Here is an 11,998-nt window from a genome sequence, read left to right as displayed (position 1 = left end):
GATGGCTCATTTGTGCATTGGGTCATCCCAGAATGGCCGGACCACTTCTTTTTCCACGTCGGCACGGCTGACGCCGATGTCCTTGAGCGCCTCGTCGCTCAGGCCGGCAAGCAATTCACGTTCATGGTGCAATTCATACCAGCGGCTAAACTTGTGCAGCAGATCGCTGAGGGAAAACCGGTGGAATGAGTGCTTGTCTATCGATACATACCCTTTCTGACCTTTCATCGTCATGTCCTCCGTTGGGGGTAGCTCAAGTCTCGCGCCAAGGCTAAGATCAATCCAACGAATGTTTCTTATGCAATACATCTCGGAGATTGATCCATTGTCGAGTTACCCGAGCATCGATACGGAAGTGCTGCGGACCTTTGTCGCCATCGCCGATCAGGGTGGTTTCACCCGTGCCGGGGAATTGGTCAACCGTACGCAATCCGCGGTCAGCATGCAGATGAAGCGGCTGGAGGAAGATGTGTTGCAGCGTCGGCTGTTCGAGCGCGACGGGCGACAAGTCAAGCTCACCGCCGAGGGCCAGGTGTTGCTGGGTTATGCCCGGCGCATCCTCAAGTTGCACAGCGAAGTGTTCAATACCCTGCGCGAACCCCATATGGTCGGCACGGTCCGCATCGGCACACCGGACGATTATGTGATGCGCTTTTTGCCAGGCATCCTGCAGCGCTTCGCCCAGTTCTATCCGCTGATCGAAATCGAGGTGCATTGCGAATCATCCAAGCAATTGCTGCTGCGCCAGGACCTGGACCTGTCCATCGTCACTCGCAAGCCTGGGGATGAAATAGGCCAGTTGCTGCGCAAGGAACGTTTTGTCTGGGCCGAAGCGGCGTGCTTCAACACCCATGAGCAAACGCCCCTGCCGCTGGCAATGTTCAACAGCGATTGCTTTTGCCGGCAGTGGGCCTGCAATGCGCTGGACGCCATGGGACGCGATTACCGCGTGGCCTATAACAGCTCGAGCTTGTCGGCGATCATGGCGGTGGTAGGCGCGGGCCTGGCAATAACTGCGCAACTGGAAAGCCTGCTGACCCCTGACATGCGCGTCCTCGGCGAGGCCGAGAACCTGCCGGAGCTGCCCGAGGCCAGCATCATGCTGATCCGCAACCTGCACAATCCGTCGCCGATCACCGAATGCCTGGCCGAACACATCGTGGAAGGCTTCAAACTTTAAAGATGAGCAGTACGGCGCACAGCACCAGGAATCCGCAGAACAGCCCACGCAACAGTCGCTCCGGCAAGGCGTGGGCGACCTTCACGCCCCAGCTGATGCTCATCAGCCCACCGACTGCCAGCGGCACGCCGATCCACCAGTCCACTTCATGATGAACCGCATAAGTGACAAGGGTCACGCCGGTACTGGGCAAGGCCAGCGACAGCGACAGGCCCTGGGCAACTACCTGAGTCGTGCCGAACACACTGGTGAGGAACGGCGTTGCGACAACGGCCCCACCCACACCAAACAGGCCACCCATCGTCCCTGAAGCCGCACCCAACACGCCGAGCCATGGCCAACCGTGGCGCATCTGCGCCGAAGCGGGCGCCGTGGTGGTGAACATTCGGATGAGGTTGTATGCAGCCAAAACAACCAAGAACACCACGAAGCCGATGCGCATGCTTTCGGCGTCAATGCCCACGGCCCAGATAGAGCCGAGCCAGGCGAAGCAGAATCCCATGGACGCCAACGGCAGGACATGACGCAACTCGATGCGATTGCGCTGGTGATAACGCCACAGCGCCAGCATGACGTTAGGCACCACCATCACCAATGCCGTGCCCTGGGCAATCTGCTGGTCCAGGCCGAACCATACGCCCAGCACCGGTATCGCAATCAGCCCGCCACCGATGCCGAACAATCCCCCCAAGGTGCCCAACGCGGCGCCCAACAGCAAATACAGCACGACCTCGATCACAGACCACTCTCCCCTTAATCAGGGCGCCTATCCTACGCAGTTGCCGAGACCGAGGAAACGCAACACCTGATCAAGTCGTCAGAATTATCTGGTGCATTAAAGATTCGTCCGCTAGATTCGTAATCATCTTTGACGAAAGGTTTTGCCATGAGCACCCAACGCGACACCCCCGACCCTTGCGAAGCCCTTTTGCTGGACAACCAGGTCTGTTTCGCCCTGCACTCGACATCGCTGTTGATGACCAAGGTGTACAAGCCACTGCTCCAAGCCCTGGGCCTGACCTATCCGCAGTATCTGGCGATGATGGTGCTGTGGGAAAAAGACGGTTTGACCGTCGGTGAAATCAGCACCCGCCTGCTCACTGACCCGGGCTCCCTGACACCATTGCTCAAGCGCCTGGAGGCCGAGGGCCTATTGAGCCGCACCCGCAGCCGTGAGGACGAGCGCGTGGTGATCGTCGAGCTCACCGAGCAAGGCCGCGCCTTGCAGAAAAAGGCCCTCGACATCCCCCAATGCATCCTCGCCGCCAGCGGCCAGACGTTGGAGCAACTGAAGAAACTGCAGCATGATCTCCAGCAGTTGCGTGGGCACTTGCAAGACAGCCTCTAACTTCAGGAACACCGCCGGCTCTATGTGGGACCGAGCCTGCTCGCGAAGGCGCCGGCGAATCCAATACCCCTCCCCTTGACCTTCCGCCCTTCCCGTCAAAACCCCCCGCATCGAAAAATTTTCAACCCCATCGAACCGCTCTAGAACAGCCCCTCCAGCCATTTCCGGCTTGCCAATTCATATTCTCCGTAAAAATTTATCTTGCGCGCAAATTATTAGCGCTATACATTCTCTCTACACCTACTTAGTGCGCAAACATTTAGCGCAAACAACCAACCTGAAAACGAGGCACCCACCATGAAAACGCTCTACACCGCAATCGCAACTTCCACCGGCGGCCGTGACGGTCGTGCTATCTCCAGCGACAACATTCTCGACGTCAAACTCGCCACGCCAAAAGAACTCGGCGGCGCAGGCGGTGCGGCGACCAACCCTGAACAACTGTTCGCCGCCGGTTACTCGGCCTGCTTCATCGGCGCGCTGAAATTCGTCGCCAGCCAGACCAAACGCAAGATCCCAGACGACGCCTCTATCTCTGCCCATGTCGGCATCGGCCAGATTCCTGGTGGTTTCGGTCTCGACATCGACCTGCACATCAGCCTGCCGGGCCTCGACCAGGCCGACGCCAAGAGCCTCGTCGATGCCGCGCACCAGGTGTGCCCTTACTCCAACGCCACCCGCGGCAACGTTGATGTGCGCCTGCACGTGACCGTTTGATCTTCGCCCCTCGAACCTGAATTTAAGGAGATGCACATGAACACTTTCAGCAAAACCCTGACCGGCGCCCTTCTCGCCCTGAGCGTGAGCAACGCTTTCGCCGACGGCATCGTCGAACACAACACCCAGGCCTTCCTCGACGCGCTGAACGCCGGCACCGGCAAGCCGCTGGAGCAGTTGTCGCCCAAAGACGCCCGCGCAGTACTGGTCGGCGCCCAGGCCGGTGTGAAGTTGACGCTGCCCAAGGCCGATGTCAGCGAGAAAACCATCAAGGTCGATGGACAATCGATCAGCCTGACCATCGTTCGTCCGGCCGGTATCAAGGGTGAGCTGCCCGTGTTCATGTTCTTCCACGGCGGAGGCTGGGTGCTGGGGGACTTCCCAACCCATGAACGCCTGGTTCGCGACCTGGTGGCGGGTTCGGGCGCCGTCGCGGTGTTTGTCAACTACACGCCTTCACCCGAAGCGCGTTACCCGCTGGCGATCAACCAGGCTTATGCCGCAACCAAGTGGGTGGCCGAGCACGGTAAGGAAATCAATGTCGATGGCAAGCGCCTGGCGGTAGCGGGCAACAGCGTTGGCGGTAACATGGCTGCGGTCGTGGCGCTGATGGCCAAGGACAAGGGCACCCCGGCGATCCGCTTCCAAGCGCTGTTATGGCCGGTGACCGATGCCAATTTCGAGACGGCGTCCTACAACCAGTTCGCCGAAGGGCATTTCCTCAGCAAGAACATGATGAAGTGGTTCTGGGACAACTACACCACCGATGCCGGGCAGCGCAACGAGATCTATGCGTCGCCATTGCGGGCAACCACCGCGCAGCTCAAGGGCCTGCCGCCCGCGCTGGTGCAGACTGCCGAGGCTGACGTACTGCGCGACGAAGGCGAAGCCTACGCCCGCAAACTGGACGCGGCCGGCGTGCCAGTCACGGCTGTCCGTTACAACGGCATGATCCACGACTATGGCTTGCTCAACGTCGTGAGCCAGGTGCCAGCGGTGCGCTCGGCGATGTTGCAAGCGTCCCAAGAACTCAAGGAACACCTGAAGTAACAGGGCCCCTGGGAGCAAGAATGAAAAAGCCCGACTCAATGGTCGGGCTTTTTCGTACAAAAGACTTCGCTTATTTAGCGCGGCCTTTGTAGGAACCGCCTTCGCGGGTATCGATCTCGATCATGTCGCCGATTTCGATGAAGTCAGCAACCGACAGCTCGGTACCGTTCTTCAGTTTGGCAGGCTTCATCACCTTGCCGGAAGTATCACCGCGAGCGGAGCCTTCGGTGTAGTCAACCTGACGCACGATGGTGGTCGGCAGTTCTACGGAAACCAGGCGGCCTTCGAAGAATACGGCTTCGCAGACGTCGGTCATGCCTTCTTCAACGAATGGCAGAACGCTTTCGATGTCTTCGGCGTTCAGTTCGTACATGGTGTAGTCAGTGGTGTCCATGAACGTGTAGGAGTCGCCGCTGATGAAGGACAGGGTCGCTTCTTTACGGTCCAGGATCACGTCGTCCAGCTTGTCGTCCGCACCGTAGACTGTTTCGGTCTTGTAGCCGGTCAGCAGGTTTTTCAGCTTGGTCTTCATGATCGCGCTGTTACGACCCGACTTGGTGAATTCAGCTTTCTGAACCAGCCAAGGATCGTTGTCGATACGAATCACGGTACCGGGTTTGAGTTCTTTACCAGTTTTCATTGCGAATATCCGAATTTGGATGGGATTTACAAAAATCTAGGCCGCGTATCATATCCAATTTCGGTAAAACTTCACCAGCGCCGTGGCGAGATCGGCTCGCGAGGCCTGTTCCAGGCACCATGCCTGGGCGTGTTCGGCCAGTTCACGACGCGCTTCGCCAGTGGCTTTCCAGTGCTCGGCCATGTCCTGGCCGGCATTCCAGGCCCGCCAAAGACCGCTGATCGCTTTTTCCGCCGAAGCCGAAAGACCTTGGGTGTACAACGCGAGAAACGCTTCGAGCTTTTCCAGATGGACGTCTTCTTCCTGCTGGTAGATGTGCCAGAGCAACGGCAGCCCGGCCCATTGCGCACGTACGAACGAGTCTTCGCCACGCACCGCGTTGAAATCGCAGCACCACAGGAGCCGGTCGTAATCATCCTGCCTAATAAAGGGCAGCACCTGCACCGTCAGGGCGCCGCGGCGATGCAGCGCGCCGGACTCCAAGCCATCCACGCCCAGCCAGCGCGCCACATCGCCCAGGACCCGACCTTCGGGAACCAATACATGGGATGCGCGCGCATCGGTCGCCATCGCCTCGAACCAGCTCGCCAGTCCGGCGTTCTCATAGGCGAACAGCGAGATCAGGCGCGCCCCGGGTTCCCGCACGACGCCCAATCCATGCAGGAAATTTCGCTGCGCCACGTCATCCTGTTGAAACAGCCGACGATGCTCCAGCAGGCTGGCCTCACGCAGCAAGCCCCCCGTTCCCTCTTGGAAACCAGGAAAAAAGAAATATTTCTGCACATGCTTGTACTTGACCGACGGCAGGCCATGGCAACCGATGACCCAGTCTTCGGCGCTCAAGTAGTCGAGGTTCATCCATAACGGCGTCACCTCGCGTTCGGCCATCGCGTCCATATAGGCACCGGGCAATTGGCAGGCGAAGGCTGCTATCACAACGTCCGCCGCGTCGGTGTCGCACCATTGCGTGGGCCAGTGTCGGACCTGTACACCCTGCTGCCATTGTTCACAAAGGCCGACGTCGATCTCGGGGCACAGCCGCTCGAAAGCACGCAGGTCATCGACCCAAAGCCGCACCGCGCATCGATGCTCGGCCACCAATTGCCGGGCCAGGCGCCACGTGACGCCGATGTCGCCAAAGTTATCCACGACGGTGCAAAAAATATCCCAGCGCACGGTCATTCCCGACTCCCTGTGGCAAAGCCTGATTGTCCCGCATTGGCCCCGTATTGCAGAAGGGCCGACGGCGATTAATCTTCATGCGACAATCAGCGCCTATCCATGCCCCTGCCAGGAAGCAGTCATGCCTGATCATCCCCCCGCCCCGCGCCTCACAGCCCTGCGATTGACCGTCAGTATTGCCCTGGGCCTGTGGCTGGGGTTTGTCGCCATCGTTCTGACGGGCTGGTTGCTGTCCAGGTTCCTGTTCGATGAACAACTGGCCCCGGTGGCCGCCGCGGTCCATCAACTGGCGCAACCGCCAGCGGTGCAACCGGCGCCCGAGCCGCCCACGCCGATGTTCGAGCAGTACCAGCAAAATCTGCAGAAGAACGAGCAGCGCCAGGCGTTGGAACAGGTGCGCAACAATACTCGCAACCTGTCCAACCCCAAATGCCAGTTCTGGCTGCAACAGGACCAGAACGCGCCCAGCGAGAAAAGCCGCGCCAATGTCCTGCAATTTTGCGAGTGATCATGAACAAGCAGACCGTTCACCAATTGATCCTCGACAAGCTCAAGGTTGACCTCGACGTCGCCGAGCGAGCCGCGCAAACCGCTTATGAAACCGCGACGCACGAGGAAAACATCGCCGAAAACAAGTACGACACCCTTGGTCTCGAAGCGTCCTACCTTGCCGCGGGGCAGGCCAGGCGCGTAGAGGAAATCCGCCAGGCCCTCGCCCTCTGCCAGAACCTGGCGCTAAGGCCTTACGATGGGCAACGCGGCATCCAGGTCGGCACCTTGATCGGACTGGAAGATGAAGATGGCCGCCAACAGTGGCTGTTCCTGGGGCCGGATGCGGCGGGGCTTAAGGTGTCGCTGGTGGGTCAGCCGATCACCGTCATCACCCCTCGCTCGCCGCTGGGCCGAGGCCTGCTGGGCAAATTCGAAGGGGATGAAGTGGAGATCGTCGTGGCGGGCGCCCGGCAACAGTTCGCTGTCACCGAGGCAATTTAGTCCAGCTTAGTGCACCGGTAATTCGACGCCGTCGAACAGCTCTTCGAGTTCCTGCTTGTTGTGGCACTGAATGGCCTTGGCCATCACCTCCCGAGTGAGGTGCGGCGCGAATTTCTCGATGAAATCGCACATGAAGCCACGCAGGAAGGTGCCACGACGGAAGCCGATCTTGGTCACGCTGGATTCGAACAGCTCGCTGGCATCCAACACCACCAGGTCATTGTCGAGCTTGGTATCGACGGCCATCTTCGCCACGATCCCCACACCCAGGCCGAGGCGTACATAAGTCTTGATCACGTCGGCGTCGGCGGCGGTGAACACCACCTTAGGCGTCAGGCCACGATGGCTGAAGGCTTCGTCGAGTTTCGAACGGCCGGTGAAGCCGAACACGTAGGTCACGATCGGGTATTCGGCCAAGGCCTCGAGGGTCAGCTTCGGCAGCTTGGTCAACGGATGGCCCTGGGGCACCACCACGCAGCGGTTCCAGCGATAGCACGGCATCATCACCAGGTCGCCGAACAACTCCAGGGCTTCGGTGGCGATGGCGAAGTCCACGGTGCCGTCGGCGGCCATTTCGGCGATTTGCATCGGCGAACCCTGGTGCATGTGCAGCGCCACGTCCGGATATTGCTTGATGAAATTGCTGATCACCGGCGGCAGCGCATAACGGGCCTGGGTGTGCGTGGTCGCGATGGACAGGGTGCCTTTCTTCTCGTTGGAAAATTCCTGGGCGATCTGCTTGATGCTTTCGACCTTGCGCAGGATCTCGCCAGCCGTGGTGATGATGCGCTCACCGGCCGGGGTGACACGGGTCAGGTGCTTGCCGCTGCGGGCGAAGACTTCGACGCCCAGTTCGTCTTCCAACAGGCGGATCTGCTTGCTGATGCCAGGTTGCGACGTGTAGAGGCTTTGGGCGGTAGCGGAAACGTTGAGGTCGTGGTGCGCCACTTCCCAGATGTAGCGCAATTGTTGAAGCTTCATATGTATCCCTCAAAGCAGTTGGATGCGACGGGCATCAGCGACGGCATATAACTATATGAATGGTTGTATTAATAAATCTAGAACTTTTTATAAAAAGCCATCATTTAGCCTTAGGTCTCCCCGTGGCGCCGGCGCTGCACCAGCGGCACCAGGTAGACCGGCACCCGGGATAACTGCAATACCCGTGCGGCGGTCCTCCCCAAAGGGGTCTCGCCATTCGCCCCCTGGCAATGACTGCCTACGATCAACAAATCGACGGAGAGTTTCGCGGCCTGCTCGAGAATGACCTGGGAAGGATCACCCTGGAATACCCTCACCGACTTGATCAGCTTCAAGTCCTGCTGCCCCTCCCCCAGTTCCTCGCGAAAATTGTCGAGTACCCGCTGCTCGATATTGGCCATCACCGTATTCAGACCCTGGCGATGAAATTCGTTCAGCGCGTGCTCGTCGAGGTAGCTTTGCAACACCGACTCGGCGAACAGCCCCATCGGTTCCACCGCATGCACTACATACAACTCGGCTTCAAACGTCCGTGCCAACGCCAAGGCATGCTGCATCACATAAGGGGCATAAAGGCCCAGGTCTGTGGCGTACAGCATCGAACGAATCATGTGACCTCCTCGAATGCCTGAATGGCGGAGATTGATTCAGCTTAGCAGCGCCCCGACGAGTGCGACGTGCGGCGTGACGCTCCCCGCAACGGGTGGTCAGAGCTTCACTTCGTTACTGATGCCATGGGGCACGTGCCCGGTGGCGACCACTTCCCGGGCAAGCTCGCAATGTCCGGTCTGGTCGTCGAAAAACACGTCGGCGGCAAAAGCCTCGAGAAAGGCCGACTTGGTCAAGCCGCCCAGGAACAGCGACTCGTCGAGGCGGATATCCCATTCGCGCAACGTGCGAATGACCCGTTCGTGGGCCGGCGCCGAACGGGCCGTCACCAATGCCGTGCGGATCGGGCAAGCATCCTCGGGAAACTCGCGTTGCAGCGCATTGAGCGCCGCCAGGAAGCCCTTGAATGGCCCCCCTCGCAGCGGCTCGCGCGCGGCCTGGCGTTCACTGGCCTGGAAGGCTTCCAGGCCACCGCTTTGATAGACGCGTTCCGACTCGTCGGAAAACAGCACCGCATCACCGTCGAAAGCAATGCGCAATTCCTCGCTGGCGGCACGGCTGGCGCCCCCCGACAGAATTGTCGCGGCCGCAAATCCCGCGTCCAGGGCGCTGCGCACGTCTTCGGCATGGGTGGACAAAAACAGGTCGCAGCCGAAGGCCTTCAGATAAGGGTATGGACTGCGGCCGCCAACGAAGGCGGCGCGGGAAATCGCCAAGCCATAATGGTGGATCGAGTTGAATACCCGCAGGCCGGTATCGGCGCTGTTTCGCGACACCAGGATGACTTCGACACGGGCGCGCCCAAGGTGCTCGTTGAGGTTGAGCAGTTTCTGCACCAGGGCGAAGGCGTCCCCCGGCTCCAGGACCTCGTCTTCATGCTCGATCTGGTATTGCCGATAGGCCTCGACGCCACTCGACAGATAGACCTTGTGGCTTTCGCGCAAATCGAACAAGGCCCGCGATGAAATCGCCAGCACCAGCTTGTCATCGATGTTATTTGCCATGTTGCCCCCTTTCGCCTGTCAACGGTTGCGGCGATCCAGGAACGCCAGCGCCTGATGCAACGCTTCGATCTTCGGCAGCTCGCAGCCTGCCGCCTTGGCCGCCGCCAATGGCCGGGCGTAGATTGCCTCCAGCTCCAGCGGCCGTTTATGGGCGTAATCGTGATACATGCTCGGCCAATAGTCGGGCATTTTTTCGGTCATCGTGAACAGATAATCCGCATACCCAGGCGCGATCTGATGGCCGCAGGCCTGCGCACCGCGTACCACCTCGCCCATGAGCGCCTGGATCAGCCCGCGACTGTGATCATTCGCCATCAACGGCGAGGTGCTGGCGCCCAGCAGCACCGACAGACCGTTATACGGTACGTTCCACACCAGCTTCTGCCAACGAGCCTGTTGCAGGTCGGGCATCGCCTGGGAGTCGATGCCGGCGCCACGGAACAGACCCGCCGCCTCTTCGACGATCGCCATGCGCTCAGCCTGGTCCTGGCAGGGACCACTGTGATAGCCGATGTTGACCGCACCGAGCGCCTGGTGAGCGATGACGCCCGGGCCGACACGATTCACGCAGATCAGGCACAGGCCACCCAACAGGTGCAGCGAATCGGGCAACAACGGCCGCAGATCGTCTTCGACATCGAGGCCGTTCTGCAGCAACAGGATTTTCGCCCCATCGGCCGCCGCCTGGATGATCGCCGGTGCCAGGTCGGCATTGCTGGTGGTCTTGGCGCCCACCAGCAGCCACTCGCAAGGCGGCATCTGCTCAGCCGACCGGTACGCCTGGACCGGGTCGAGGCTCAGCGTGCCATGGACATCGCTGTCGATCCGCAGGCCGCCCTCGGCGACGGCGGCAAATTCGCTGCGCAACAAGAAGTGAACGTCGTGACCGGCCCGGGCCAGCATCACACCGTAAAACCCACCGATCGCCCCGGTGCCGATCATGCCGATCCTGCCGCTCCCGGGTCTAGCGCCTGCCTGCGTCATGCAACTTCCCCTCTCTGACAATCCCCGCGCATCATTACACAGGACCCACGCTTCGTGGCGAGGACCCTGCCCGCCGCAATTAAAGCGGCCCCTGCCCATTGTCGAGCCACCTCCGAACGCGCTAAGGTTCGGCTCCCCGACGCGCTTAACTTCGCTGTGCACCGCCGCGCGGGGATCGCTGGCGGCCGGCACCCGTGACCTGACGAGTAACACGATGGCTGATTTACCGATCAATGACCTAAACGTCGCCTCCAACGAGACCCTCATCACGCCTGACCAGCTCAAGCGCGATATCCCCCTGAGCGACGCTGCCCTGCGCACCGTGACCAAGGGCCGGGAAGTCATCCGCAACATTCTCGACGGCACCGACCATCGCCTGTTCGTGGTCATCGGGCCTTGCTCGATCCACGACATCAAGGCTGCCCACGAATACGCCGAGCGCCTGAAGGTACTCGCCGCGGAAGTTTCCGACACCTTGTACCTGGTAATGCGGGTGTATTTCGAGAAGCCTCGGACGACCGTTGGCTGGAAGGGCCTGATCAACGACCCGTACCTGGACGACTCCTTCAAGATCCAGGACGGCCTGCACATCGGTCGCCAATTGCTGCTGGACCTGGCCGAAATGGGCCTGCCCACCGCCACCGAAGCCCTGGACCCGATCTCTCCGCAATATTTGCAGGACCTGATCAGTTGGTCGGCCATCGGCGCACGCACCACCGAATCCCAGACCCACCGGGAAATGGCCTCCGGCCTGTCCTCGGCGGTCGGCTTCAAGAACGGCACCGACGGCGGCCTGACCGTGGCGATCAACGCCTTGCAGTCGGTTTCCAGCCCGCACCGTTTCCTGGGCATCAACCAGGAAGGTGGCGTCTCGATCGTCACCACCAAGGGCAACGCCTACGGCCACGTGGTATTGCGCGGCGGCAACGGCAAGCCGAACTATGATTCGGTCAGTGTCGCCCTGTGTGAGCAGGCGCTGGACAAGGCCAAGGTCAAGCCGAACATCATGGTCGATTGCAGCCACGCCAACTCCAACAAGGACCCGGCGCTGCAGCCGCTGGTGATGGAAAACGTTGCCAACCAGATCCTGGAAGGCAACCAATCAATCATCGGCCTGATGGTGGAAAGTCATTTGAACTGGGGCTGCCAGGCGATCCCGAAAGACCTCGCCGATTTGCAGTACGGCGTCTCCATCACCGACGCCTGCATCGACTGGGGCACCACCGAGAAAACCTTGCGCAGCATGCACGCCAAGCTCAAGGACGTGCTGCCAAAGCGTCAGCGCAGCTGATCGATCGCTTCGACAGATA

General features: G+C 60.3%; 15 protein-coding genes. 7 read left to right on the top strand and 8 right to left on the bottom strand.

Annotated elements, in window-relative coordinates; all coding sequences use genetic code 11:
* Positions 1–6: 6 nt before the first annotated feature.
* On the bottom strand, positions 7–228 hold the full coding sequence (locus tag J3P92_RS08810) for a DUF1127 domain-containing protein (RefSeq protein ID WP_420764797.1): 222 nt from the start codon (positions 226–228) through the stop codon (positions 7–9).
* Positions 229–325: 97 nt separating this feature from the next.
* Between J3P92_RS08810 and J3P92_RS08805 the strand changes: the two genes are divergently transcribed.
* Entirely contained in the window at positions 326–1,180 is an 855-nt protein-coding gene (locus tag J3P92_RS08805; RefSeq protein ID WP_420764840.1) for a LysR substrate-binding domain-containing protein, read from the top strand.
* On the opposite strand, the gene J3P92_RS08800 is transcribed toward J3P92_RS08805, so the two are convergent.
* Entirely contained in the window at positions 1,170–1,919 is a 750-nt protein-coding gene (locus J3P92_RS08800) for a sulfite exporter TauE/SafE family protein (RefSeq protein ID WP_434650429.1), read from the bottom strand. The genes J3P92_RS08805 and J3P92_RS08800 overlap by 11 nt on opposite strands.
* A 147-nt stretch (positions 1,920–2,066) precedes the next feature.
* Here J3P92_RS08800 and J3P92_RS08795 point away from each other — a divergent pair, with 147 nt between their 5' ends.
* The 3 genes from J3P92_RS08795 (at position 2,067) to J3P92_RS08785 (ending at position 4,295) form a co-directional block, all read left to right on the top strand.
* Positions 2,067–2,528 (top strand): MarR family winged helix-turn-helix transcriptional regulator, encoded by a 462-nt coding sequence (locus tag J3P92_RS08795; protein ID WP_434563134.1) that lies wholly within the window; start codon positions 2,067–2,069, stop codon positions 2,526–2,528.
* A 297-nt stretch (positions 2,529–2,825) separates the two neighbouring features.
* Positions 2,826–3,245, top strand: a complete 420-nt coding sequence (locus J3P92_RS08790) for an organic hydroperoxide resistance protein (protein WP_434650428.1) — start codon at positions 2,826–2,828, stop codon at positions 3,243–3,245.
* A 36-nt stretch (positions 3,246–3,281) separates the two neighbouring features.
* Positions 3,282–4,295, top strand: a complete 1,014-nt coding sequence (locus J3P92_RS08785) for an alpha/beta hydrolase (RefSeq protein ID WP_434650427.1) — start codon at positions 3,282–3,284, stop codon at positions 4,293–4,295.
* A 70-nt stretch (positions 4,296–4,365) separates the two neighbouring features.
* Here the strand turns inward: J3P92_RS08785 and J3P92_RS08780 are convergent, their stop codons facing one another.
* Both J3P92_RS08780 and earP read right to left on the bottom strand, forming a co-directional pair.
* On the bottom strand, positions 4,366–4,935 hold the full coding sequence (locus tag J3P92_RS08780; RefSeq protein ID WP_007955690.1) for an elongation factor P: 570 nt from the start codon (positions 4,933–4,935) through the stop codon (positions 4,366–4,368).
* A gap of 48 nt (positions 4,936–4,983) precedes the next feature.
* Positions 4,984–6,117: an elongation factor P maturation arginine rhamnosyltransferase EarP gene (gene earP, locus J3P92_RS08775; protein ID WP_434650426.1), complete on the bottom strand. Its 1,134-nt coding sequence runs from the start codon at positions 6,115–6,117 to the stop codon at positions 4,984–4,986.
* A 121-nt stretch (positions 6,118–6,238) separates the two neighbouring features.
* Between earP and J3P92_RS08770 the strand changes: the two genes are divergently transcribed.
* Both J3P92_RS08770 and J3P92_RS08765 read left to right on the top strand, forming a co-directional pair.
* Positions 6,239–6,625: a cytochrome b/b6 domain-containing protein gene (locus J3P92_RS08770; protein WP_434650425.1), complete on the top strand. Its 387-nt coding sequence runs from the start codon at positions 6,239–6,241 to the stop codon at positions 6,623–6,625.
* Between the two features lie 2 nt (positions 6,626–6,627).
* On the top strand, positions 6,628–7,110 hold the full coding sequence (locus J3P92_RS08765) for a GreA/GreB family elongation factor (RefSeq protein ID WP_420764804.1): 483 nt from the start codon (positions 6,628–6,630) through the stop codon (positions 7,108–7,110).
* 6 nt (positions 7,111–7,116) lie between these two features.
* Here J3P92_RS08765 and cysB read toward each other — a convergent pair whose 3' ends face one another.
* The 4 genes from cysB to J3P92_RS08745 form a co-directional block, all read right to left on the bottom strand.
* Positions 7,117–8,091 carry an HTH-type transcriptional regulator CysB gene (cysB, locus tag J3P92_RS08760; protein WP_003183769.1) on the bottom strand — a complete coding sequence of 325 codons (975 nt, stop codon included), beginning with the start codon at positions 8,089–8,091 and terminating at the stop codon, positions 7,117–7,119.
* Positions 8,092–8,201: 110 nt separating this feature from the next.
* Positions 8,202–8,702, bottom strand: a complete 501-nt coding sequence (locus J3P92_RS08755) for a universal stress protein (protein WP_420764805.1) — start codon at positions 8,700–8,702, stop codon at positions 8,202–8,204.
* A gap of 96 nt (positions 8,703–8,798) precedes the next feature.
* Complete coding sequence (locus J3P92_RS08750) at positions 8,799–9,704, bottom strand: 5'-nucleotidase (RefSeq protein ID WP_420764806.1); 906 nt, start codon at positions 9,702–9,704, stop codon at positions 8,799–8,801.
* 18 nt (positions 9,705–9,722) lie between these two features.
* A complete protein-coding gene (locus J3P92_RS08745; protein ID WP_434610410.1) occupies positions 9,723–10,688 on the bottom strand; it encodes a putative 2-dehydropantoate 2-reductase in 966 nt (321 codons plus the stop codon).
* Between the two features lie 214 nt (positions 10,689–10,902).
* Here J3P92_RS08745 and J3P92_RS08740 point away from each other — a divergent pair, with 214 nt between their 5' ends.
* Entirely contained in the window at positions 10,903–11,979 is a 1,077-nt protein-coding gene (locus J3P92_RS08740) for a 3-deoxy-7-phosphoheptulonate synthase (protein WP_420764808.1), read from the top strand.
* The last annotated feature ends 19 nt before the right edge of the window (positions 11,980–11,998 follow it).

Source organism: Pseudomonas sp. D3-27, assembly GCF_051132165.1.
Classification (GTDB): Bacteria; Pseudomonadota; Gammaproteobacteria; order Pseudomonadales; family Pseudomonadaceae; genus Aquipseudomonas.
Note: the sequence above shows the minus strand (reverse complement) of the source record. Positions and strands in the feature narration are given on the sequence as shown.